Consider the following 23271-nt stretch of genomic DNA (forward strand, 5'->3'; position numbering starts at 1 on the left):
GGGCAATCCGCGCCACTTGCAGCCGTGCTCGGCCACATACAACATGGCGTTGACCACTTGCAGATTGCTCAGGCTGACATTGCCGCGCTGCAGAGGCAARCAATGTTCGATGCGCGAGAACTGTTCAGGTGTGATTTCCATGGCASCAGTTTCTTGGAAATCTGCTGATCTTGGAATTAGTGTTAACACGCCCTGGACATTGAGACTGCCGCTGAAAGCGATGCGTGTTCAGCGTCCATGCGCGGGGGATCGAGGTCAGTTCATTCATGCGATTCGCGGCCCGGGATAAGCAGCATTTTGTTCTGCCAATTGGCTAAATCCCATGGCGATCAAGCGGGCAACTAAGCCCAAGATTGGGCAGAACATAAAGAGTCATACAATATGCATCTTTAAGTGATTCCGTCGAACTGCCCCATCTGCTTGGCCATCCGCACTGAGCTGAATCGGGACTCGCTCAGTTGCAATGCGTCGGCTTAGCAGCGTAGCGGCCTTCGAGTTGGCCTGCGCGAGTCGTTGTCAGGAGGTGGCTGAGGGAATCGCCAGCGAGCAGCATTGCGGCCACTTCGGTCGCGCCCTGAATCTGCACAACACTGCGCCAGGAGACTAGCCATGACAACCGTTGAACAAGCACCGCCACTGACTCAGGCGTTGCAGCAATCGTACCGACACGGCTTCGTCACCGACGTGGAGAGCGACTGCCTGCCGCCAGGCTTGGACGCCGACACAGTGCGTGCCATATCGCGCCGCAAGCGCGAGCCCGACTTCTTGCTGCAATGGCGCCTGGCGGCTTTTGAGCGCTGGCAATCCATGGCGCATCCGCACTGGGGTCAACTGCGCATGGAGCCAGTGGACTTTCAGGCCTTGAGCTATTACTCGGCACCCAAGTCGCAGAAGGACGGTCCCAAGAGTCTGGCCGAGGTGGACCCCAAGCTGCTGGAGACCTACGAAAAACTCGGCGTGCCGCTGCACGAGCGGGCGCGCCTGGCCGGAGTGGCGGTCGACGCGGTGTTCGACTCGGTGTCCGTGGGCACCACGTTCCGTGAGCAACTGGCCGAGGTCGGCGTGATCTTCTGTTCGTTCTCGCACGCCGTGCAACACCACCCGGAACTGATCGAGCGTTACCTGGGCACGGTGGTGCCACCGGGCGACAACTTCTACGCCGCGCTGAATTCGGCGGTGTTCTCCGACGGTTCCTTCGTCTACATCCCCCAAGGTGTGCGTTGCCCGATGGAGCTGTCGTCTTACTTCCGCATCAACGCGGCCAACACCGGTCAGTTCGAGCGCACGCTGATCATTGCCGAGGAAGGCAGCCACGTGAGCTACCTCGAAGGCTGCACGGCGCCGCAGCGCGACGAGCACCAGCTGCACGCGGCGGTGGTCGAGCTGATCGCCCACGACGACGCCCACATCAAGTACTCGACGGTGCAGAACTGGTACCCCGGCGACGAACAGGGCCGTGGCGGCATCTACAACTTCGTCACCAAGCGCGGCCTGTGTGCGGGCCAGCGCTCGCACATCGCCTGGACGCAGATCGAGACCGGATCGGCCATCACCTGGAAGTACCCGAGCGTGGTGCTGCGTGGCGACGATTCGCGCGGCGAGTTCCATTCGATCGCGGTCAGCAACCACTTCCAGCAGGCCGACACCGGCACCAAGATGATCCACCTGGGCCGCAACACCAAGAGCCGCATCGTCTCCAAAGGCATCAGCGCCGGACACGCCCAGAACAGCTACCGCGGCCTGGTGCGCGTGGCCCCGACCGCGGCCGGCGCCCACAACCACACGCAGTGCGACTCGCTGCTCATCGGCCCTGACTGCGGTGCCCACACTTTCCCGTACATCGAGGCCGCGCGCGACGACGCCCTGGTGGAACACGAAGCCACCACCACCCGCATCTCTGAAGAACGCCTGTTCTATTGCCAGCAGCGCGGCATCCACCCGCAGGACGCCACCGCCCTCATCGTCGGCGGCTTCTGCCAGGCGGTGCTGGACGAGCTGCCGATGGAATTCGCGCTCGAAGCCAAGGCGCTGCTGGCCGTCTCGCTCGAAGGCGCCGTCGGCTGAACCGACCCACCCGAACACCCAGGAAAGAACCACCATGGCCCAAACCGAACCCCTGTTGCAGGTCCGCGATCTGCGCGTTGACGTTGGCGGCCGCCACGTGTTGAAGTCGATCTCGCTTGATGTTCCGGCCGGTGCGCTGGTGGTGCTCATGGGCGCCAACGGCAGCGGCAAGAGCACCCTGGGCCTGACGCTGGCCGGGCATCCGCGCTACGGCGTGGTCGGTGGCCAGGCCCGCTTTGGCGGCCAGGACCTGCTGGTCATGAGCCCCGAGGCGCGCGCCCGCGCCGGGCTGTTTGTCTCGTTCCAGGCGCCGCCCGAGATCCCTGGCGTGAAGAACAACCTGTTCATCCGAACGGCCCTCAACGCGGTGCGCGAAGCGCGCGGCGAAGCGCCGCTCGATGCGTTTGATTTCCTCGGTGACGCGCGGGCCGCGGCCACCCGGCTGGGCCTGCCAGAGGCGATGCTGGCGCGCCCGGTCAACGACGGCTTTTCTGGCGGGGAGCGCAAGCGCAACGAGCTGCTGCAGCTGGCCCTGCTGCGCCCGCGCCTGGCGATGCTGGACGAAATCGATTCGGGCATGGACGTGGACGGCACTCGCGCGGTGGTCGATCTGGTGCAGTCGCTGCGCGCCCAGGGCACCGCCTTTGTGGTGGTCTCGCACTACCTGCAACTGATCGAATCGCTGCAGCCCGACACGGTGCTGCGGCTCGACCAGGGCTGCATCGCCGAGACCGGCGACCTGGCGCTCGCCCGCCAGATCGCGCAGACCGGCTTTGTGCGCGCGGCCGACGCGCTGGAGGCCTGAACATGGACCACGCACGCGCCGACATCCTGGCCGCCCGCCACCGACTGCAAGACGCTGGCTGGATCCCGCGTGACGCCGAGGCGTTTCGCCATCTGCCGCCTCCGCCAGCCGTCGTCTGGCTGGGCGAAACGTCCGAAGCCGCATCAGCTGTCTGTGACGCCCACCCGCTGAGCGGCGCAGGCTGGACGCTGCACCCGCTCGGTCAGACGCCACAAGGCCGTGTGGACGCCCGCTGGCTCGATGCCGCCGACCCGGCGCAGCGCAAGGAGCTGTTCGCCGACCTGCCTTTGCCGACATACCCCGATGGTGTGGCCCCCGGAGACATCGCCCAGCACGATGCGGCGCCGTTTGCCTGGGTGCACCGCGCTTTGTGCCGTCGCGGCCTGCGGCTGCGCATCGGCGGTGAACACGCCAGCGGTCGCGGTGCCACTGAGACGGTGTGGATACAGCTGCGGCACCAGCCGCGGAGCGCGGTCGAAGCGCCGATGCTGGTGATTGATGTGCAAGCCGGCGTGCACTGCGTGCTGGTGGAAACCCACCACCGCGAATCGGTGGCCTGTGAACAGCCGGTGGTGCAGAACCTGCACACCCACATCCGGCTGGGCGCGGGCGCCACCCTGCAGCACCTGCGCAGTGTGCAACCCGGTGCAGCCGATCGTGTCGCCCACCATCTGCGGGTGCAGCTCGGGCCGGACGCGCGCTACGAACAAGGCCTGATCGCCACTGGCAGTCGCTACCACCTGCAACGCCAGGTGGTCGAGCTGGCGGGGAACCGCGCCGAGGCCCGCAGCGCCGGTTTGCTGCTGGCGGCCGGCGCCGACCTCGAACAACAGGTGCGCATGCTGCACACCGGCGAGCGCACCCGCAGCCATATCGAGGCGCTGGCGCTGGCCAGCGGCGCGGCGCGCGCGGTGGTCAACGCCCACACCCGCATCGCACCGGGCGCGGCCGACGCCGAGGTGCGGCAGCGGCTGACGGGTGTGCCCACCGGCGGCCAGCCCCGGCTGGTGTTGCGGCCGCACCTGGAGATCCACCACGACCAGGTTCAGGCGGCCCACGGGGCCACCTGGGGCGCCTTACCCGAAGACGCGCTGTTCTATGCCCGTCAGCGCGGCCTGGACGAGCGCAGCGCGCGCGGTCTGATCATCGAAGGCATGGCCAGCGCCTTGCTCGCGCGGGCCTTCGGTGATCCCCTGTTCATCGAGTCGCTGGACCTCCCGGGCCTGCTGCGCCAGGCGGTGGCCCAACACCTGAGCGATGACCCCACCGCCCTCACCGCCCAACAGGAGGCCGTCCATGGGTGATGCCCTGCTGACCGATCGCAGTGCACTCGATACCGTGCGCTCGCAGTTTCCGGTGCTCGCGCAGCGCATCCACGGTGCCGAGCTGGCCTACCTCGACAACGCGGCCACCACCCAGATGGCGCTGGCGGTGCAGGACGCGATGCGCGCCTTCGAGCAGCACGACCGGGCCAACATCCACCGCGGCGTGCACACGCTGAGCCAGCGCGCCACCGACGCCTTCGATCTCGCCCGCGGCGATCTCAAGCGCTTTGTCGGCGCCGGAACAGAGCACGAGCTGGTGTTCACCTCGGGCACCACCGACGCGCTGAACATGGTGGCCCACGGCCTCTCCACCGCCGGCCATCGGCCCGCCTGGCTGCAGGCCGGCGACGAGATCGTGGTGAGCGGCCTGGAGCACCACGCCAACCTCGTGCCCTGGCAACAGGCGGCGCGGCGCACCGGCGCGGTGTTGCGCGTGTTGTGGCCCGATGCCGATGGGCGGCTGCATGCGGCCGACCTTCGCCGCCTGCTCAACGCCCGCACCCGCGTGCTGGCGCTCACCGCCTGCGCCAACGCCACCGGCGAGCGTCCGCCCTACGAGGCCTTGCTCCAGCTCGCCGCCAACGCGGGCGCGCTGACCGTGCTCGACGCGGCCCAGGCCGTGGCCCACGGTGCTCCCGACCTGTCGGCGCTGGCCTGCGACTTCATGGCTTTTTCGGGCCACAAGATGTACGGGCCCATGGGCACCGGCGTGCTGGTCGGCCGGCGTGCCGCGCTGGAACGGCTGGAGCCCTTGCGCTACGGCGGCGACATGGTGGCCTGGGTCAGCGCCACCGAGGCCAGCTTTGCCGAACTGCCGGCGCGGATGGAAGGCGGCACGCCCAACGTCGCGGGCGCGATCGGCATGGCCTCTGCGGCGGGCTTCATCGAACAGATCGGGCGCGATCGCATCGACGCCCACCTGTGCGCGCTGCGCGAACACGCCGCTGCGGGCCTGGCTGCGCTGCCCGGCATCACGGTGCTGTCCGCCCACAGCCGCGCATCGGCCATCGTCTCGTTTGTTGCCGACGGCGTGCACCCGCACGACATTGGCACCCTGCTGGACCAACTCGGCATCGCGGTGCGCACCGGTCACCACTGTGCCCAGCCGCTGCTCGAACACCTGGGCCTGGGGCCCACCACGCGCGCCTCGTTCGCGCTCTACAACACGCACGCCGAGGTGGAGCGCCTGCTCGCCGGCGTGGCGCATGCCCTAAAGGTGCTGCAATGAACACCGAAACCGCCGCCGAACTCGACCTCTACCAGGACGTGGTGATGGACCACAAGCGCGCGCCTCGCCACTTCGGCACGCTGGCAGCACCGACCCACCAGGCGCGCGGCCAGAACCCGCAATGTGGTGACGACCTGCAGGTGGCCCTGGTGGTCGACGATGGGCGGGTGAGCGACATCCGCTTCCACGGCCAGGGCTGCGCGATCTGCATCGCATCCGCGTCCATGATGAGCGAGGCGGTGCTGGGGCAGGAGGTGGCGCTCGCGCAGGCCCTGCAGGCCCGTTTCCGGGCCGTGCTCACCGGTCAGATGGATGCCGAAGAAGCGCACCTGGGCAAGTTGATCAGCCTGGCCGGCGTGCGCCGCTACCCGGGCCGCGTCAAGTGCGCGCTGCTGGGCTGGCACGCGCTGATGCACGCGCTGGGCAGCGAAACCGATCCAGCGAACAACCCGCCGGAGGCGACTCCATGAGCGCTCGACGCGAACGGGTGATGGTCACGCGCGAGGTGGCTGTGACCTGCGTGCCCGATGGGCGCCCCGCCGAACTGCCGGTCGGTACGCTGGCGCAGATCACCCAGGCGCTCGGCGCGTCGTTCACCTTGCTGGTCGACGGCCAGCTGATGCGGCTGGCCGGCGTCGATGCAGACGCCATTGGCAAACCGGTGCCGCTAGCGCCGGTGCTGCCGGACGTTGCGGGGCCCGCAGGCCTGCGTGGACAGGTCTGGCAAACGCTCAAGACCTGCTACGACCCGGAGATTCCGGTCGACATCGTCGAGCTCGGTCTGGTCTATGTGTGCGATGTGTTGCCGATGGCGGGCGACGGGTTCAGGGTGTCGATCAAGATGACCCTGACGGCGCCCGGTTGTGGCATGGGCGACATGCTGGTGGACGAGATCCATGAGAAGTTGCTGGCCTTGCCCCGCGTGGCCGAGGTGGACCTGGAATTCGTGTTCGACCCGCCCTGGGACCGTTCGCGTATGTCCGAAGCCGCGATGTTGTCACTGGGCCTGTGACGCGGCCCGGTGGCGGTCCCGGGTTCTTGCTCGCGGGGTTGTTTCAGCGTTCGAGCTGGTCGCGTTTGTCCTGAACCGCGCTCCACGCGTCTGCTTCGGGCAGCGCGGGCTTGGTCCGCGTGATCGGTTTCCACACGAGCGCCAGCTCGGCGTTGAGCGGCGTGAAGTCCTGCTGGTCTTTGGGCACGTCTTCTTCGGCGTAGATCGCCGAGACCGGGCATTCCGGCACACAGACCGCGCAGTCGATGCACTCGTCGGGATCGATCACCAGGAAGTTCGGTCCCTCGCGAAACGCATCGACCGGGCAGACGTCCACGCAATCGGTGTATTTGCACCGAATGCACGATTCGGTCACCACAAAGGTCATGGCGCAGGCTCCCTGTCAGCCACCGCAGGACCCACAGCAGGAATCCACCCCGTGCACGGGCATGCTCTCGACGGGCTTGGCGATCTGAACGCGCCATTGTTCGGGTCCGCTTTCCAGAGGGATCCAGCTGAAGGCGCCGTAGAGACCACTCTCGAACTGCCCGTGCAGCGGCTGCGGGTTGTGGTCGTTGATCAGTTCCATCGCTGCGCCGGGTGGCAAGGCCTTGAAGGTGGAGAACACCAGCGAGTGGCGTTCGCGCGGAGCGATGGTGCGCAGGTCCACGGTGGGGGCGGGAGCGGTGGTGGTGTTCATGAACGGGTCCTGAGGTGGGTGAAGAGGGATGGGGTGAAAGATAGAAGAGGGATGAGAAAGGGCGTCAGCCGTCCTTGCCGTCGAAGCGCGTCTTGAGCAGCCAGGGGGTGTAGATGAGGAGGTAGATCGCAAAAGCCACCGACCAGGCAGCGGCAGAAATCACCAAGGCCAGCGGCAGCCATTGCGGCACGGCCAGCGGCAGCAACACGCGGATCGCCGCCGCCAGCATCACGAGCCAGTAGGCCGTGATCTCCGGGCGGGACACCTGCAGCGTGCGCCCGGTGTGGCCGCGGGCGGTGCGGGTCATCATGCCGATGATGAGACCGGCGGTGGCACCGATCGCCAGCGCATGCACGCCGGCTGAAACGCCGACCCAGCCGAACCGGGCCGCGGCCAGCAGGGCCAAGCCGAAGGGAATCCAGGCGTAAGCAACATGCAGAATCCACAGGATCGGGCGGTGCCGGGTCAACGCAGGCCGCCACTGCAGCAGCCGCCACACCTGGGCCACCGCAGCGAGCGAAAACGCCAGGCCACCGATCACGTTCCACCCAGCAGCGGCCGGCGCAAACACCCACAGTAGCAAGGCCAGCGCGGTAAGCGCCAGCGCGGCGCGATCCACCGGCGCGCGCACCTTGAGCTGCAGACCCGGGGTTGCACTCATGGTGAAGGCCGGAATCACCCGGCCGGCGATCACGCACTCGATCATCACGATCAGAGCCAGGGCTGCGTACAACGGGGTCAGCGGGGACATCTCGAGGACGCCGATCACCCCCAGGTGAAAGAAGCCGTTGGCCAGCGCCAGCAATATCAACATGCCCGCTAGCGGCAGGTTGCGCCGGTTGCGCCCGCGTAGCAGCACATGGGTGAGCACTGCAGCCACCAGGGGCAGCAGCGCTAGGTCCAGCACGGCGTACACCGCGTAGGGCCCGGTCACGGCGGCCACCCGGGCCGCCAGCCACAAAAAGGCCAGGGCCCCTAGAAAGGCGCCGCGCGGTGTGACCAGCCCCGTCCAGGCTTTGACTGCAGTCAGCAAGAAGCCCAGGATGACTGCGATCGCAAAGCCAAACAGCATTTCGTGCGCGTGCCACAACAGCGGCGGCAGCGCCATCGTGAGGGGCCACTGGCCCAGGAACAGTGCCACCCACAGAGGAATCGACAGCAGCGCGAACAAAGCAGCCCCCAGGTAAAAGGGCCGGAACCCCAGCCTCAGCAGCGGCCAGCCCGTGGGTTGGGGCGCTGCGGTGGGCTTGGGTGGCATGGCGTGCAAGGTGGGGGCTGACATGGTGAAGTGGCGGTTGCAGGAACCCTCGGGTCGCTGCGAAGGCCTTATAAGAAGCATGCAAGATGACTCTTATATCCGAAAAACCCTTAAAGACGTAAACTTGGTGCCTCTTTAGGGGTATCCATGCGACTTGCCGAGTACACCGACTACACCTTGCGCGTGCTGATGTATTGCGCGGCCCGCCCGCATCAGATGGTGACCATCAGCGAACTGGCCGAACACCATGGGGTGTCCAGAAACCACTTGATGAAGATCGTCACCGATCTCGGCCACCAGGGCGTGCTGGAAACCACGCGTGGCCGCGGCGGCGGACTTCGCCTGATGAAGGACCCGGCCCAGTTGCGCATCGGGGACGTGGTGCGTGCCTCGGAGACCGATTTCCGCTTGGTCGAGTGTTTCGACCCGGGTTCCAACCAGTGCTCACTGTCGCCGACCTGCCGCCTGAAAGGCCTGTTCAACGCCGCGCTGGGGGCCTACTTCAAGGAACTCGACGGCATGACGCTGGCCGACATCGCCGAGCCCCCAGCGACGCCGGTCAAGGGACGAGCCCTGTCGCCGGGGCTGGCTCCGGTGGTGGCGCCCCGCAGCCTTCGCAAGCCCACCAGCAAGGCAAAGCCCTCTCCCACACCCTGAGGCCTTGCGCCGCGTCGCTCCAAACCGTCCAAGTAAAAAACCGACCGGTCACAACCTCGCCCACCTGCCACCCGACGCGATCTACCCGTTCGACGCCCGCGGCGTGGCCAAATGATTCGGCATGCCCCAACACATCTGCAAGCGCTCTACCATGAGCATCATCAGGCCTTCATCCCTAGCCGCTTGGCCAGCTTGTGCAGGTTGCTGGGGTCGATCTCCAGCTCGCGCGCGGCTCGGGCCCACTGGCCGTGATGGCGGGCCAAGGATGCTTCTATGGTCTGGCGCTGGAAGTCGTCCAGCGCTTGGCGAAGAGACATGGGCTCGTGGGATGTGAGACGCATGAAGGGGAAAGCCAGCGCGGGTGGAATTGCGGTGGGTGCCGTGACCGCTGTGGCGGCGCCAGGTGAGGGCTGTTCGGCGTCCAGGTCCAACAGTGCGGTTTCCAGCGTGACAATGTCGTTGCGGCTTGCGCCGCGACTCAGGGCCTTGAGGGCGGCGCGGCTGATCACATGCTCCAGCTCGCGGATATTGCCTGGCCAGTGGTAGTGGCGCAGTGCGCTTTGCGCGTTGGCAGACAGGCGCAGGCTGCGCACGCCCAGGCGGGCGCGGTTGAGTTCCAGAAAGCGCCCTGCGAGCAGCAGCACATCGTCGCCGCGCTCGCGCAGCGGCGGTATGGGCACGGGATACACCGAGAGGCGGTGGTACAGATCTGCACGAAAGCTGCCCTCGCGTACAAGGTCGCGCAGACTTCGGTTGGTGGCGGCCACCACGCGCACGTTCACGCGCCGGGGCTCGTCGGCCCCCAGGCGCTGGATTTCGCCGTTCTGCAGCGTGCGCAGCAGCTTGGCTTGCACCGGCAAGGGCAGTTCGCCCACCTCGTCAAGAAACAGGGTTCCACCCTCGGCCGCCTCGAAGCGCCCGGGCCGGTCGGTCACCGCGCCTGAGAACGCGCCGCGGCGGTGGCCGAACAGTTCGCTTTCGGCCAGCGCCTCGGGCAGTGCTGCGCAATTCACATGCACCAGCGGCTTGCCCTGGCGCGTTGAATGGCGGTGAAGAAAGCGCGCAAACAGCTCCTTGCCTACGCCCGTTTCGCCCAGCAGCAGCACGGGCAGGTCGGAGCTGGCCACCACCTTCACCTCCTCCAGCAGGCGCAGCAGAGCCTCGCTCTGGCCCAGAATTTCACTGTCATCCAGCGCTGAGCGCAGGAGCTGCTCGTCGGCGGGCTCGCTCAGGTGCTGGCTGGAAGCGCGGCTCAGCGCGTGCACCTGCTGCTCCAGTCGGGTGACGCGCACGGCAGCTTCCACGTGCACGGCGCAACGGGCCAGCGAGGCGCGAGCCGCGGCATCGAAGGTGCCGGTCTGCAGCGCGTCCAACGTGAGCAAGCCCCAGGGCCGCCCGTCCACGCGCAGCGCCATGCCCATGCAATCGTGTACCGGTAGCGGCTCGCCCACCAGGGTGTCGAGCAGACCATCGTAGGGATCGGGGAGTTGGCTGTCGTGGTCAAAGGAGGTGACTTCACCGCGCGCCAGGATGGCCGCCAGCCGGGGATGCTGGTCCACGGCAAAGCGGCGCCCCAGCGATTCGCTCACCAACCCATCAACCACCACCGGCTGCAGGTGGCCTTCCTCCAAGCGCAGCAAGGCCACGGCTCCGCAGCGGAAATGCGCGCGAAGGCCACCAATGAGGCGCTGCAGGCGCAGATTGGGGGGCAGTTCGGTGGTCAGGTCGACCAGCCAGGGGGTTGTTTCATGGGTATTCATTACCCATGAATGGTATCAATCACCATGACCATCCAGGGTAAATATGACCCAACACACCCATAAACCCTTGATTTGTTGAGTCTTCCAGGCTGGCCCACTCCTTGCAAATGTGCATGCGTCATTCACTTTGCAAGAGACCACATACATGCACAACACACTTGCATTTCTGCGCCTGAGGGGGCTCCCCGATCGGACTGCGGCGCACCGCGCCCCACGTGGACATTCCGCCGCGGAGGTGGCCCATGGGTAACTACCGCAAGCTCTGGTTCACGCTGATCGGCGTGATGATCGTTTGCTTCAGTCTGCTGGGCTACTACGGGGCCGAGGTGTACCGCACCGCCCCGCCCATCCCGCAAAAAGTGCAGACCGAAGACGGCCGCGTGCTCTATACGCAAGAGGGCATTCTGGATGGTCAGACCGCCTGGCAGTCGGTGGGTGGCATGCAGCTCGGCTCCATCTGGGGCCACGGCGCCTACCAGGCACCCGACTGGACGGCCGACTGGCTGCACCGCGAACTGCTGGCCTGGCTGGACCTTGCCTCGCAGCAGGAGTACGGCAAGCCCCTCGACCAGCTCGACGCCGACGGCCAGGCCGTGCTTCGTGCGCGCCTCAAGAAGGAGTACCGCACCAACACCTTCGACGCGACCACGGGCTCGATGACAGTGTCCAGGCTGCGCGAGCAGGCCATTGCAAGCAACGTGGAGTACTACAGCCAGTTGTTCAGCGACGCGCCGCAGTACCGCAAGACGCGCGAGAGCTACGCCATGAAGGAAAACACCCTGCCCAGCGCCGAGCGGCGTGCGCAGATGGCGGGCTTCTTCTTCTGGACCGCCTGGGCAGCCGCCACTGAGCGCCCGGCCGACGTCGGCGGCGGCACCGGCGCCACGTACACAAACAACTGGCCGCACGAGCCGCTGATCGACAACAAGCCCACGGCCGAGAACATGATCTGGTCCGTCGCCAGCGTGGTACTGCTGATCGCCGGCGTGGGGTTTCTGGTGTGGGCCTGGTCCTTCCTGAGCAAGCACGACGAGCAAGACCTCGTGCCGCCGCAGCACGACCCGCTCTCGCGCGTGCCGCTCACGCCCTCGCAGCGCGCGCTGGGCAAATACCTGTTCCTCATCGTGGCGCTGTTCTCATTCCAGGTCTTGCTGGGGGGCTTTACCGCGCACTACACGGTGGAGGGGCAGGAGTTCTACGGCATTGACGTATCCCAGTGGTTCCCCTACGCGCTGGTGCGCACCTGGCACATCCAGAGCGCGCTGTTCTGGATCGCCACGGGTTTCCTGGCTGCGGGACTGTTCCTTGCGCCGCTTATCAACGGCGGCAAGGACCCGAAGTTCCAGAAACTCGGCGTCGATGTGCTGTTCTGGGCGCTCATTGTCGTCGTCGTGGGCTCATTCGCTGGCAACTACCTGGCCATCGCCCAGGTCATGCCAATCGAGTGGAACTTCTGGCTCGGACACCAGGGCTATGAATACGTGGACCTGGGCCGCTTGTGGCAGATCGGCAAGTTCACCGGCATCGTCCTCTGGCTTGTGCTGATGCTGCGCGGGGTGGTGCCTGCCCTGCGCACGCCCGGTGGCGACAAGAACCTGCTGGCGCTGCTCACCGCCTCGGTGGTGGCCATCGGCCTGTTCTACGGTGCGGGATTTTTCTACGGAGAGCGCACTCACTTGTCGGTCATGGAGTATTGGCGCTGGTGGGTGGTGCACCTGTGGGTGGAGGGATTCTTTGAAGTGTTCGCCACCACGGCGCTGGCCTTCATCTTCTCCACACTGGGCCTGGTGTCGGTGCGCATGGCCACCACGGCCAGCCTGGCCTCGGCATCGCTGTTCATGCTGGGCGGCATTCCGGGCACCTTCCACCATCTGTACTTCAGTGGCACCACCACGCCAGTGATGGCCGTGGGCGCCGCATTCAGTGCACTGGAAGTGGTGCCGCTGGTGGTGCTGGGCCACGAGGCCTGGGAACACTGGCGCCTGCAGCACAGGGCGCCGTGGATGGCCAATCTCAAGTGGCCGCTGACCTTCTTTGTGGCCGTGGCATTCTGGAACATGCTTGGCGCTGGCGTCTTCGGTTTTCTCATCAACCCGCCCATTGCGCTGTACTACCTTCAGGGCCTCAACACCACGCCAATGCACGCACACGCCGCGCTGTTCGGGGTGTATGGCTTCCTGGCGCTGGGCTTCACGCTGCTGGTGCTGCGCTACGTCCGCCCGGATCTGGTGTTCAACGAGCGCCTCATGAAGACGGCATTCTGGTGGCTCAACGCGGGCTTGGTGCTGATGATCGCCACGAGCCTGCTGCCCATCGCCCTGTACCAGTTCCACGCCAGTGTGAGCGAAGGCTTGTGGTACGCGCGCAGCGAAGCCTTCATGCAGCAACCGTTCATTCAAACGCTGCGCTGGGTGCGGACCTTTGGTGACGTGGTCTTCATCGTCGGCGCTCTCTCGGTGGCCTGGCAGGTGGTGATCGGCGTGTTCGGCACGCGCGCACCGGCTGCTCCCGCTGGCGCCACGCTGGCTGGCGCGCGGCGGTGACCCCCGGCCAGTCTCATCTTCCACGGAGCATTCCATGAATATCGAAAAGCTCAAACACCAGCACGTAGACATCCTGGGCAACATCTCGGCCCTGCGCCTTCTGGTGCAGGCCGGGGTCGCGCAAAACGCGGCCCACATCGCAGGACTCATCGTCAGCATGAGCTCCACCATCAAACTCCACCTGGCCATAGAAGACCAGGCGTTGTACCCGGCTCTGCAGCGTGGCGCCAACCCCGAGCTGGCGCGCCTGGGCCATCAGTATCAAAAGGACATGGGTCCCATCGCCCAGGCCTACGATGCCTTCACCAGGCGCTGGAACCGCCCCGAGAGCGTGCGCCACAACGAACAGGGCTTTCGCGACGACGCCAACCGCGTGCTGCGCATGGTGTTCGAGCGCATGCAGCGCGAGAACCTTGATTTCTATCCGCGCATCGAAGGAGCCTGATTTGTTGTATCGATCGAGGCGCTCATCAAACGCCTACCTGGCCGCTTGCGCCACATCAAGTCGTGAGCGGCTTGACCTGAGTCAACATTGAGGGCCATTGCCGCTGCTAACGTGATAGTCACTTCATCCATGGATGGTTGCGCAACCCAGCGCCATCCCGCAGCTTTCAACACCCACCAGATGACACCCCCATTTCCCAGCATGGACTTGGTCTGCCCGGCAGGCAGCCTGCCAGCGCTCAAGGCCGCCGTGGATCACGGCGCCAACTGCGTTTACCTGGGCCTGCGCGACGCCACCAACGCGCGCAACTTCGCCGGACTGAATTTTGATGACGCGGCCATCGCCACCGGTGTGGCCTATGCACACGCACGCGACTGCCAGGTGTTCATGGCGCTCAACACCTACCCCCAGGCCGCTCAGCCGGAGCGCTGGCGCGAGGCGATGGACAAGGCGGTGAATCTGGGCGTGGACGCCGTCATCCTGGCCGACCCCGGTCTCATGCAATACGCCACACGACGCCACCCGAAGCTGCGACTGCATTTGTCCGTGCAGGGCTCGGCCACCAACCCCGAGGCAATCAACCTCTACCACCAGCAGTTCGGCATCTCCCGCGCCGTCCTGCCGCGTGTGCTCTCGATCGATCAGGTGCGGCAAGTGGTGCAGAAGACACCGGTGGAGATCGAGGTGTTCGGCTTCGGCAGCCTGTGTGTGATGGTGGAAGGGCGCTGCGCGCTCTCCTCCTACGTCACTGGCGAGTCACCCAACACCCACGGCGTGTGTTCGCCCGCCAAGGCAGTGCGATGGCAAGAGACGCCGAAGGGCCTGGAGTCACGCCTGAACGGGGTGTTGATCGACCGCTACGCCGCCGGCGAGAGCGCGGGCTACCCCACGTTGTGCAAGGGCCGCTTTGACGTGGGTCACGACACCAGCTACTACGCGATCGAAGAGCCCACCAGCCTCAACACACTCTCGCTGCTGCCTCAGTTGCAGAAGATGGGTGTGCGCGCAATCAAGATCGAAGGCCGCCAGCGCAGCCCGGCCTACGTGGCCCAGGTGACCAAGGTCTGGCGCGAAGCCATCGACAGTTGCCAGACCCAGCCCCAGCACTACACGCCCAGGAGTGCCTGGATGGCCTCTCTCGACCAGGTCGCGGAAGGCCAGCAACACACGCTGGGCGCCTACCACAGGAACTGGAAATGACCCCCCTGCGCCGCTTCGTGGCTCCCCCCCCAGGGGGACGCAATCCGGAGGCCGGGTTTGCTCCCTCGCCCCTCTGGGAAAGGGGCTGGGGTGAGGGGCAGCCGTACCACAAGGAATACGCTCCGGCGATGAACGACACATCGATATGAAATTGTCTCTCGGACCCCTGCAGTACTACTGGTCGCGCCAGACCGTGTTCGACTTTTACGAGGCGATGGCCGCCACAGCGGTGGACATCGTCTACCTCGGCGAGGTCACCTGTTCACGCCGCCACGAACTGCGCCTGTCAGACTGGCTGGACGTGGCGGAGTTGATGCGTTCGGCTGGCAAGACTGCTGTGCTGTCCACCCAGGTCCTGCTGGAGTCGGGCTCGGACGTGAGCGCGATGCAGAAGATCGTGGCGAACACCGGTTTCATGATCGAAGCCAACGACATGGGGGCGGTGAGCGCGCTGACCGGTCAGCGCCCGTTCATCGCGGGGCCCCACCTCAACATCTACAACGGTCCCACGCTGCAATGGATGGCATCGATGGGCGCATCGCGCTGGGTCGCGCCGCTGGAGATGCCGCGCAAGGACCTGGCTTTGTTGCAACAGGAGCGCCCGACCGGCCTGCAGACCGAGGTGTTCGCACACGGCCGACTGCCGCTGGCTTTTTCTGCCCGCTGCTTCACCGCACGCCACCACAACCTGCCCAAGGACGACTGCCGCTTCAGCTGCATCGACCACCCCGATGGCCTGATGCTCAAGACACGCGAGCAGGCAGAGTTTCTCGTGCTCAACGGCATCCAGACGCAATCGGCCCGGGTACACAGCCTGATTGACGCCTGGGGGGACCTGACCGCATTGGGCGTGGACGTGGCGCGCATCAGCCCGCAGTCGCAGCACACGGCGGAGGTGATCGCGTTGTACGACGCCGTGCGGCGCGAAACGATGGATGGGACGGTCGCCCGTGCCGCCCTGCTCGGTCTGCTGCCCGAGCGCGACTGCAATGGCTACTGGCACGGCCAACCCGGTCAGGACCGCGTCGAGACTGCAATAGCGGCCACCGCAACGGCTGCAGTCTGAAGCCATGGTCGTCGGCGAACGCTTCAACAGCATCAGCCACCTCGTGGGGGCGGTGCTGGCCGTGGCCGGCTCCATCGCGCTCATCGTCAGCGCGTCGCTGCGGGGCGATCCCTGGCGCATCGTGGGCTTCAGCGTCTACGGCGCCATGCTGGTGGCGCTCTATGTGGCGTCCACGCTGTACCACGCACTGGGCGGCAGGGCCAAGGCCGTGTTTCAGAAGCTGGACCACTGCAGCATCTACCTGCTGATCGCGGGCAGCTACACCCCGTTTGCGCTGATCTCACTGAAAGGGTCCTGGGGCTGGTGGCTGCTGGGCGTGGTGTGGTCGCTGGCCGCGCTGGGCATCGCGCAGGAGATCTGGCTGGCGCGCGGTGCGCGGGTGCTGTCACTGGTGATCTACGTACTCATGGGCTGGCTGGCGCTGGTGGCGGTGGGGCCGCTGTGGGAAGCGCTGGGCCCGGCCGGGTTTGCCTGGTTGGCCACGGGCGGCGCCCTCTACACCCTGGGCATCGTGTTCTACGCCACCGACCACAAGCTGCGCCACGGCCACGGCATATGGCACCTGTTCGTGCTCGGCGGCAGCACCTGCCATTTTTTCACCTTGCTGCTGTACGTGGCCTGAACCCGGACCCATCCGATGACCCCCAACTCCACGCACCCCACCGTGCCCGCCCCCATCGGTGCAGCACTCGCCCGCCTGCCCGCCTACCCGGGCTCGCTGCTGCTGGTCACCGGCTTGAATCTGGTGCTGGCCCGACAGTTGCCCGGTGACGTGACCCAGGTCCTGCAGGGCAAGCACGTTCGCATCGAAATGCGCGACGCCCGCCTGAACTTCGATTTCGCCTGGCGCGCTGGCATGTTCCGCCCGGTGTCGCCAGGCACCTCGCCGGACCTCACCCTGAGCGCCAACACCCACGATTTTGTGCGCCTCGCCCGCCGCCTGGACGACCCCGACACCCTCTTCTTCAACCGCCGCCTGTCCATGCAAGGCGACACCGAGCTCGGGCTGGTGGTGAAGAACGCCCTGGACGCCATGGCGCTGCCCGTGCTGGACCTCGCGGCCTGGAAACCCTCGGCGGTTCTGGCACGTTTCAAAACCAACAGCAGCGCATCGTTCCATGAAAAACACTGACGCCACGCCGCTTGTCTACGCCTGCTCGGGCTGTTCCAGTGCGGCCCAGCTCGCCAACCACGTGGCCTTGCAGCTGGACCGGCGCGGGCTGGCCGAGATGTCGTGCATTGCCGGCGTGGGCGGTGATGTGCCCCATCTCTTGAAGATCGCCAAATCCGGGCGCCCCATCGTTGCGCTCGACGGCTGCCCTCTGGCCTGTGTGAAAAGCTGCCTGGCTCGCCACGGCCTGCAAGCCGACCGCTACCACCAGCTGAACACCCAGGGCGTGCGCAAGCGCCAGCACGAAGACTTTGATCCGGTGCAGGCGGCCGCGGTGCTGGAACATGTGAGCGCCGACCTGCGCGAACACCCTCTGCACTCAACGTCCGTCACACCCATCACCGACCAGGCCGATGCGTGAACCGGGCATGCACGTCGAACGGGTGGGCTTGCCGCATCGCGTGCTGGTGGCCATCACCGGCGCCAGCGGCGCGGTGTACGGCTTGCGTCTGCTGCAGGCCCTGGGCAGCGCGCCCGGCATCGAAACCCACGGGGTGGTGTCCGATGCGGGCTGGCTCACCCTGCGCCACGAACTCGGTACCGGCCCTGAGGCGCTGCGCCCGCTGGTGCACACCTTGCACGACGCCGCCCAGATCGGCGCGGGCCCGGCCAGTGGCTCGTTTCGCTGCCAGGCCATGGTGGTGGCTCCGTGCTCCATGCGCACGCTCGCGGCCATCGCCCATGGCCTGTCGGACAACCTCATCACGCGCGCTGCCGACGTGATGCTCAAGGAGCGGCGCCGCCTCGTGCTCATGACGCGCGAAACGCCTTTGCACCTGGGCCATCTTCGCAACATGGTGAGCGTGACCGAAATGGGCGCCATCGTCTGCCCTCCCGCGCCGGCCTTCTACCTGCACCCGCAGAACCTGGACGACATCGTGGACGCCAGCGTGGCGCGCGTGCTCGATTTGTTCGACGTGCCGCACACACTGAGCGAACGTTGGCAGGGCCTGGACAAGGCCCCAGCATGACCTACAGGGATCTGCGCGATTTCATGGCCCAGCTCGAAGCTGCCGGCGAACTGCGACGCGTGAGCGAGCCGGTCTCGCCGCACTTGGAAATGACCGCGCTGTGCGACCGCGTGCTGCGCGCGGGTGGCCCGGCCCTGCTGTTCGAGCGGCCCACCGGTCACCACATGCCGGTGCTGGGCAACCTGTTTGGCACCACGGACCGCGTCGCGCGCGCCATGGGTGTGAACGGACTGGGCGAGCTGCGCCAGTTCGGGGAAGTGCTCGCCGCGATCAAGGAGCCGCAGGCGCCGGGCGGGTTGAAAGACGTGGTGGGCCTGAGCGGTCTGATCAAGACGCTGTGGCACATGAGCCCCAAGGAACGCCGCTCGGCGCCCTGCCAGGAGTTGGTGTGGGAAGGCAACGACGTGGACTTGGCCCGCTTGCCGATCCAGCACTGCTGGCCCGACGACGTGGCCCCGCTCATCACCTGGGGCCTGGTGATTACGCGCGGGCCGCACAAGACGCGGCAGAACCTGGGCATCTACCGCCAGCAGGTACTCTCGCACAACCAGCTCATCGTGCGCTGGCTCGCGCACCGCGGCGGCGCGCTCGACTTTCGCGACCACTGCCGGCAACACCCGGGCAAGCCCTACCCGGTGGCCGTGGCCCTGGGCGCTGACCCGGCCACCATCCTGGGCGCGGTCACACCGGTGCCCGACAGCCTTTCCGAATACCAGTTCGCCGGCCTGCTGCGCGGTGCACGCACCGAGGTCGTGCGGGCGCTGGGCGTGCCGCTGCAGGTGCCGGCCTCGGCCGAGATCGTGCTTGAAGGCCACATCCGCACCGACGCCTCACATCCCAGCGGCTGGCAGCATGCCATCGAAGGCCCCTACGGCGACCACACCGGCTACTACAACGAACGCGCCGAGTTCCCGGTGTTCACGGTGGAGCGCATCACGCAGCGGCGCGACGCGATCTACCACTCCACATACACCGGCAAACCACCGGACGAACCCGCCATGCTCGCGCTGGCGATGAACGAGCTGTTCATCCCGCTGCTGCAGCGCCAGTTCCCCGAGATCACCGACTTTTACCTGCCGCCCGAAGCCTGCAGCTACCGGATGGCGGTGGTGCAGATCCGCAAGGCCTACGCCGGCCACGCGCGGCGTGTGATGATGGGCGTGTGGAGCCACCTGCGCCAGTTCATGTACACCAAGTTCGTGCTGGTAGTGGACGAAGACATCGATGTGCGCAACTGGGCCGAGGTGATCTGGGCCATGAGCACGCGCATGGACCCGGCGCGCGACACCCTGATGATCGAGCACACACCCATCGACTACCTCGACTTCGCCTCGCCCGTGAGCGGCCTGGGAAGCAAGATGGGCCTGGACGCCACTCACAAATGGCCCGGTGAAACTCAGCGCGAATGGGGCCGGGTGATGAGCATGGACCCCGCAGTGACGCTGCGCATGGAGCCGCTGTTCGCCGCGTTGATGGCGTGAAAGCAGCCACCCGGAGACGGCAGTTGGAGCGGCATTCGTGGAGTTTCTGGAGAAGCTACGCAGGTAGAGCACCCTCTGTAGTAGCAGGCTCATATAGCGTCGCCCGCCAGCTCGACATTGCCGAGACCACGGTCAAGATCCATGTGCAGCACATTCTGCGCAAACTTCACCTCACCTCGCGTGTGCAGGCGGCGGTGTTCGCCGCTCGACACGCCAACTAGGCTACAGACATGGCCTCACCCCAGCGCGCGGTGGTGTTGCAGCGTGAGCGCCTCATGGGCTACCCCATGGTGCGGCGCGAGGTCGAGGCGAGGGCACTCACCCTGCACGGCTGGCATTACGTGATCGAGGAAGGTGAAGCGCATGTGTTTGATGCCCAACAAGGCCACTTCATCGCGGCCTACGCGGTGCAGACCCTGATCGCGCAACGCGCGGTGATCACGCCCGCGTCGGGGTTGCCGTCCCCGATGGTGGTGCAAACCACGCCCGGCATCATGCCGGGCAAGAAGTGCGGCGAGTGCGGCGCACACGCGGCGATCCGCAAGGACGGCTGCGCCTACTGCACGCAGTGCGGTCATCTGGGGGGTGTGCGGGTGAATACGGACCCGCCGCTCGAAGGACGCTGGGTGTCCCCGTGAGCACTGTGGCACGTGCGCGGGGCCTGCCGTCGGGTGGCGGCGAACCGCCCGAGCCCCGCCCCTGGCGTGCACGCCACTTGCTGTTGGCACCGCACCGGCTAGGCTTTGCGCTAGCCATGGTGCTGTTGTTGGCCTCGGGGATCTGGTGGGCGCTTGTGCAGGTAGATCGAGCCAGTGGCCTGCTCGGTCTGCCATACGCCTTCTCGCCCTCGGTGGGCCACGCGGCGGTGATGACCTTCGGCTTCATCCCGCTGTTCTTCTCGGGCTTCCTGTTCACGGCCGGCCCCAAGTGGCTGAGGGTGGCGCCGCCAAGTGCGCGCGAACTGCTGACTCCATTGCTGCTTCAGGAGCTGGGCTGGCTGCTCTGGCTAGCCGGCGTGCACACCCGCGGGTGGCTGGCGCTGGTCGGCGCGGCGGCTGCCTGCCTCGGCCTGGGATGGGTGGTGCTGCGTTTCTGGTTGCTGTTGCGTCGCAGTATCGAGCCCGACCGCCTGCACGCCTGCACCGTGGGGGTAGCCGGCCTAGTTGGCGTGGCCAGCCTCGTGCTTATGACAGGGGCGTTATGGGTCGACGAGAACGAATTGGCCAACGCAGCGGTGAGCACCGCGCTCTGGGGCTTCGTGGTGATGACCTACATTGCGGTGGCGCACCGCATGATTCCCTTCTTCACTTCGGATGCCGTACCCATGTTGCACGCCTGGCGCCCATTCTGGGTGCTATGGGTGCTGCTGTTGGCGGTGGCCATTGAGGTGCTGTCGGTGTGGATCCCGTGGGTGGTTACCGAGTCGAGCGCGCGCGGCTGGCTGCTTGTGCGAGGCCTGGTGGAACTGGCCGCGGGTGGCGTTGTGCTGTGGCTGGCGGCGGTTTGGGGCCTCGCGCAAAGCTTGAAGATCCGCCTGCTTGCAATGTTGCACCTGGGATTTTTGTGGCTGGGCCTGGCTTTCGTGCTCTCGGGCGTCTCGCATTTGTGGAACTGGGGCACGGGCACCGCGGTGCTCGGCTTGGCGCCGATCCACGCTCTCAGCATGGGCTGTCTGGGCTCGCTCATGTTAGCCATGGTCACGCGGGTGTCGTGTGGCCACAGCGGCCGTGCGCTGGTGGCAGACCGTCTTATTTGGACGCTGTTCTGGCTGTTGCAGTTGGCGGTACTGCTGCGCATCGCTGCGGCACTAAAGCCGTCATCTGCCTGGCTGATCACGCTGGCCGCGGTGGTGTGGGCCGGAGTCATTGGCGTGTGGGCCCTTCGCCTGTTGGACTGGTACGGGCGCGTGCGCTCCGACGGCCGGGCGGGCTGATCTGGAAATCAAATGCTGACCCTGGATCGCTGCATTGACGCCCCGAGGTCGCCGAGCCCGAATGGTGCAGATGCCGCAGAGCTGGTCCTCGCGCGCAGGTGCAAAAAACTCGATCACTTGCACACCAGCGCCGACTTTTTGTTGGTTGGGATCGTCCATCGCACAAAGCACCCGTGTACAGAAAATGGACGTCAGCCTGTACCGCGCGCATCTACCCAAAACCATGTATCGGCTGCGCCGGACTGGCTCAAAGTGGCATGGAGCCCTCTTCTCAATGTCAGCGCTGCAGACCTGACACCAGACCTCATTCGCCTTGAGGCCACACTCGGCAGCTCGACGCTATCGGTGTACGTTCCCAAAGTCCATAGTCAGAATTGACTGGAGGGAATAAAGTTCGTCGGAGGCATGCGCGCTAACCTGTTGATTTTCCTAGGCTCGCTGCGCGTGCCAAAGTTCGTCGCAATATGCCCATTGATAACTCCACCCCCGTGCTTCAAAGTTCGTCGGGAACATGCTGTTCGAAATCAGCACCTGAAGGCCCGCTCGGCAGCGTTCCCGGACGTCCAACCTCAACCTTCATACTCACGGTGTTGGCCAGTAAGCCCTCATCCGCGCAACGTGGCCGCCTGGCAAGGCACTGAACGAAACGGAAGTCTCTCCCGACGTTAGCGAAGCCAGGCCGCACCGATACGGATCACCGCAGCAACGCGCCAAGCAGTTGGGCGCATTCGGCTGCGCCAGACAAGGGCCAGTGCACGGTCACGGACATGCCGGGACGTTGGCATTCGATGCGGATATCGGCCGCTCGCGTTGAGGAGGCAACGCAGGGCTGCTCACTGGCGGTCGTTGACGCTGCGGTGTTCAGCTCGATGGGGATAAAGGCCGGGGTCTGAGGCAATACGACTGCAGTGGTGAGGCTACCTTCGAGGCGGTGCAGTCCCTGCGCCCACTCCTTACGCCAACGGTGCAGTAAGTTGGCATTCATGGCAAGTTGGCATTCATGGCATTCATGGCATTCACGGCATGTTGCAGGGCCACCAGTTCGGCCTTGAATTGCGGGGTGTAGGTCCGGTGAGTGCGGCGCTGCACATATCGCGGGGTCTGAGAGTCTTTGAGCATCGTGTCCACGTTCATGTCGCGTGCACATGATCTTGCTCAGACCGACCAGGTCATTCAAGATGGGTTTACCACCCGCTTTCCAAAGAGCAGCTCACGCCTGACGTTCAACTGATGGCTGCCTGTGAGTTCTAGCTAAGGCCTGTTAACACAAACTGCGAAGCCCATCTGCCACGAGCACGAAGCTGAGGAAGCCCAAGAACATCGCATCGAGTTTCTCAAAGCGAGAGAAGATGCNGCCACGAGCACGAAGCTGAGGAAGCCCAAGAACATCGCATCGAGTTTCTCAAAGCGAGAGAAGATGCGCCGGTAGCCCTTGAGCCGCCGGAACAGACGCTCCACCTCGTTGCGCCGCTTGTACATCGCCCGGTCGTACTCCCATGGGTCCAGCCTTTTCCTTGATGGCGGGACGACAGGAATGAAACCCAGGTCCAGGGCGAGTTGGCGTGTCTCGTTGCCCTCATAGGCACGATCCATGAGCAAGTGCACAGGTCTGCTGGTCTGCCCAAGGCTTTCAATGAGCCGCCGACCTGTGGGTGCGTCATGCGCCTGCCCCG

24 protein-coding genes and 3 pseudogenes are annotated in these 23271 nt (G+C 65.8%); 19 read left to right on the forward strand and 8 right to left on the reverse strand.

The window, feature by feature from the left end:
- On the reverse strand, nucleotides 1-141 hold a 141-nt coding region (locus ASE11_RS08610), incomplete at its 3' end, for a transposase (protein ID WP_156406278.1).
- A gap of 468 nt (nucleotides 142-609) precedes the next feature.
- Between ASE11_RS08610 and sufB the strand changes: the two genes are divergently transcribed.
- From sufB to sufT, 6 genes are read left to right on the forward strand one after another with little or no spacing between them, the layout of a single operon-like run.
- Nucleotides 610-2064 carry a Fe-S cluster assembly protein SufB gene (gene sufB, locus ASE11_RS08615; protein WP_056269273.1) on the forward strand — a complete coding sequence of 485 codons (1455 nt, stop codon included), beginning with the start codon at nucleotides 610-612 and terminating at the stop codon, nucleotides 2062-2064.
- A gap of 34 nt (nucleotides 2065-2098) precedes the next feature.
- Nucleotides 2099-2869, forward strand: a complete 771-nt coding sequence (sufC, locus tag ASE11_RS08620; protein ID WP_056269275.1) for a Fe-S cluster assembly ATPase SufC — start codon at nucleotides 2099-2101, stop codon at nucleotides 2867-2869.
- Between the two features lie 2 nt (nucleotides 2870-2871).
- The gene (locus ASE11_RS08625; RefSeq protein ID WP_056269277.1) at nucleotides 2872-4173 is read left to right on the forward strand and encodes a SufD family Fe-S cluster assembly protein; all 1302 of its coding nucleotides are present in this window, start codon (nucleotides 2872-2874) and stop codon (nucleotides 4171-4173) included.
- Nucleotides 4166-5422 carry an aminotransferase class V-fold PLP-dependent enzyme gene (locus ASE11_RS08630; protein WP_056269280.1) on the forward strand — a complete coding sequence of 419 codons (1257 nt, stop codon included), beginning with the start codon at nucleotides 4166-4168 and terminating at the stop codon, nucleotides 5420-5422. The genes ASE11_RS08625 and ASE11_RS08630 overlap by 8 nt, the downstream gene beginning before the upstream one ends.
- Nucleotides 5419-5892, forward strand: coding sequence for a Fe-S cluster assembly sulfur transfer protein SufU (gene sufU / locus ASE11_RS08635; protein WP_056269281.1), 474 nt, complete (start codon nucleotides 5419-5421; stop codon nucleotides 5890-5892). The genes ASE11_RS08630 and sufU overlap by 4 nt, the downstream gene beginning before the upstream one ends.
- Nucleotides 5889-6434 carry a putative Fe-S cluster assembly protein SufT gene (sufT, locus tag ASE11_RS08640; RefSeq protein WP_056269283.1) on the forward strand — a complete coding sequence of 182 codons (546 nt, stop codon included), beginning with the start codon at nucleotides 5889-5891 and terminating at the stop codon, nucleotides 6432-6434. The genes sufU and sufT overlap by 4 nt, the downstream gene beginning before the upstream one ends.
- 43 nt (nucleotides 6435-6477) lie before the next feature.
- Here the strand turns inward: sufT and fdxA are convergent, their stop codons facing one another.
- The 3 genes from fdxA to ASE11_RS08655 form a co-directional block, all read right to left on the reverse strand.
- Complete coding sequence (gene fdxA, locus ASE11_RS08645) at nucleotides 6478-6801, reverse strand: ferredoxin FdxA (protein ID WP_056269285.1); 324 nt, start codon at nucleotides 6799-6801, stop codon at nucleotides 6478-6480.
- A gap of 15 nt (nucleotides 6802-6816) precedes the next feature.
- Nucleotides 6817-7113 carry a DUF2249 domain-containing protein gene (locus ASE11_RS08650; protein ID WP_056269287.1) on the reverse strand — a complete coding sequence of 99 codons (297 nt, stop codon included), beginning with the start codon at nucleotides 7111-7113 and terminating at the stop codon, nucleotides 6817-6819.
- 64 nt (nucleotides 7114-7177) lie between these two features.
- Entirely contained in the window at nucleotides 7178-8395 is a 1218-nt protein-coding gene (locus tag ASE11_RS08655) for an NnrS family protein (protein ID WP_056269289.1), read from the reverse strand.
- Nucleotides 8396-8518: 123 nt separating this feature from the next.
- Here ASE11_RS08655 and ASE11_RS08660 point away from each other — a divergent pair, with 123 nt between their 5' ends.
- Nucleotides 8519-9028 carry an RrF2 family transcriptional regulator gene (locus tag ASE11_RS08660; protein WP_056269291.1) on the forward strand — a complete coding sequence of 170 codons (510 nt, stop codon included), beginning with the start codon at nucleotides 8519-8521 and terminating at the stop codon, nucleotides 9026-9028.
- A 161-nt stretch (nucleotides 9029-9189) separates the two neighbouring features.
- Here the strand turns inward: ASE11_RS08660 and norR are convergent, their stop codons facing one another.
- Nucleotides 9190-10788: a nitric oxide reductase transcriptional regulator NorR gene (gene norR, locus ASE11_RS08665; RefSeq protein ID WP_056269293.1), complete on the reverse strand. Its 1599-nt coding sequence runs from the start codon at nucleotides 10786-10788 to the stop codon at nucleotides 9190-9192.
- A 242-nt stretch (nucleotides 10789-11030) separates the two neighbouring features.
- Here norR and ASE11_RS08670 point away from each other — a divergent pair, with 242 nt between their 5' ends.
- From ASE11_RS08670 to ASE11_RS08720, 12 genes and pseudogenes are all read left to right on the forward strand, one after another.
- Nucleotides 11031-13331, forward strand: a complete 2301-nt coding sequence (locus ASE11_RS08670; RefSeq protein ID WP_056269295.1) for a nitric-oxide reductase large subunit — start codon at nucleotides 11031-11033, stop codon at nucleotides 13329-13331.
- Between the two features lie 34 nt (nucleotides 13332-13365).
- Complete coding sequence (locus ASE11_RS08675) at nucleotides 13366-13776, forward strand: hemerythrin domain-containing protein (protein ID WP_056269298.1); 411 nt, start codon at nucleotides 13366-13368, stop codon at nucleotides 13774-13776.
- A 180-nt stretch (nucleotides 13777-13956) separates the two neighbouring features.
- Nucleotides 13957-14976 (forward strand): ubiquinone anaerobic biosynthesis protein UbiU, encoded by a 1020-nt coding sequence (gene ubiU / locus ASE11_RS08680; RefSeq protein ID WP_056269300.1) that lies wholly within the window; start codon nucleotides 13957-13959, stop codon nucleotides 14974-14976.
- 145 nt (nucleotides 14977-15121) lie between these two features.
- Nucleotides 15122-16042 carry a ubiquinone anaerobic biosynthesis protein UbiV gene (gene ubiV, locus ASE11_RS08685; protein ID WP_056269302.1) on the forward strand — a complete coding sequence of 307 codons (921 nt, stop codon included), beginning with the start codon at nucleotides 15122-15124 and terminating at the stop codon, nucleotides 16040-16042.
- A 4-nt stretch (nucleotides 16043-16046) separates the two neighbouring features.
- Entirely contained in the window at nucleotides 16047-16664 is a 618-nt protein-coding gene (trhA, locus tag ASE11_RS08690; RefSeq protein WP_056269304.1) for a PAQR family membrane homeostasis protein TrhA, read from the forward strand.
- A 15-nt stretch (nucleotides 16665-16679) separates the two neighbouring features.
- On the forward strand, nucleotides 16680-17174 hold the full coding sequence (ubiT, locus tag ASE11_RS08695; RefSeq protein WP_056269308.1) for a ubiquinone anaerobic biosynthesis accessory factor UbiT: 495 nt from the start codon (nucleotides 16680-16682) through the stop codon (nucleotides 17172-17174).
- Nucleotides 17161-17574 (forward strand): putative zinc-binding protein, encoded by a 414-nt coding sequence (locus ASE11_RS08700; RefSeq protein WP_056269311.1) that lies wholly within the window; start codon nucleotides 17161-17163, stop codon nucleotides 17572-17574. Before ubiT ends, ASE11_RS08700 begins: the two co-directional genes overlap by 14 nt.
- A gap of 7 nt (nucleotides 17575-17581) precedes the next feature.
- Nucleotides 17582-18184: a UbiX family flavin prenyltransferase gene (locus tag ASE11_RS08705; RefSeq protein WP_056269319.1), complete on the forward strand. Its 603-nt coding sequence runs from the start codon at nucleotides 17582-17584 to the stop codon at nucleotides 18182-18184.
- Complete coding sequence (gene ubiD / locus ASE11_RS08710; RefSeq protein WP_056269313.1) at nucleotides 18181-19665, forward strand: 4-hydroxy-3-polyprenylbenzoate decarboxylase; 1485 nt, start codon at nucleotides 18181-18183, stop codon at nucleotides 19663-19665. The genes ASE11_RS08705 and ubiD overlap by 4 nt, the downstream gene beginning before the upstream one ends.
- A 101-nt stretch (nucleotides 19666-19766) precedes the next feature.
- Nucleotides 19767-19886: pseudogene (locus tag ASE11_RS25290) on the forward strand (LuxR C-terminal-related transcriptional regulator); the annotation flags it as partial.
- Between the two features lie 21 nt (nucleotides 19887-19907).
- A pseudogene (locus tag ASE11_RS26520) lies at nucleotides 19908-20066 on the forward strand (carbonic anhydrase); the annotation flags it as partial.
- Between the two features lie 233 nt (nucleotides 20067-20299).
- Nucleotides 20300-21598: an NnrS family protein gene (locus ASE11_RS08720; RefSeq protein WP_235501236.1), complete on the forward strand. Its 1299-nt coding sequence runs from the start codon at nucleotides 20300-20302 to the stop codon at nucleotides 21596-21598.
- 694 nt (nucleotides 21599-22292) lie between these two features.
- On the opposite strand, the gene ASE11_RS26110 is transcribed toward ASE11_RS08720, so the two are convergent.
- The 3 genes and pseudogenes from ASE11_RS26110 to ASE11_RS08730 all read right to left on the reverse strand — a co-directional run.
- Nucleotides 22293-22583, reverse strand: a complete 291-nt coding sequence (locus ASE11_RS26110) for a hypothetical protein (protein WP_082585632.1) — start codon at nucleotides 22581-22583, stop codon at nucleotides 22293-22295.
- Nucleotides 22580-22732 carry a hypothetical protein gene (locus ASE11_RS25785; protein ID WP_156406279.1) on the reverse strand — a complete coding sequence of 51 codons (153 nt, stop codon included), beginning with the start codon at nucleotides 22730-22732 and terminating at the stop codon, nucleotides 22580-22582. The genes ASE11_RS26110 and ASE11_RS25785 overlap by 4 nt, the downstream gene beginning before the upstream one ends.
- A gap of 220 nt (nucleotides 22733-22952) precedes the next feature.
- Nucleotides 22953-23271: pseudogene (locus ASE11_RS08730) on the reverse strand (IS5/IS1182 family transposase); the annotation flags it as partial.

It is taken from the genome of Hydrogenophaga sp. Root209, from assembly GCF_001428625.1.
Lineage (GTDB): Bacteria > Pseudomonadota > Gammaproteobacteria > Burkholderiales > Burkholderiaceae_C > Hydrogenophaga.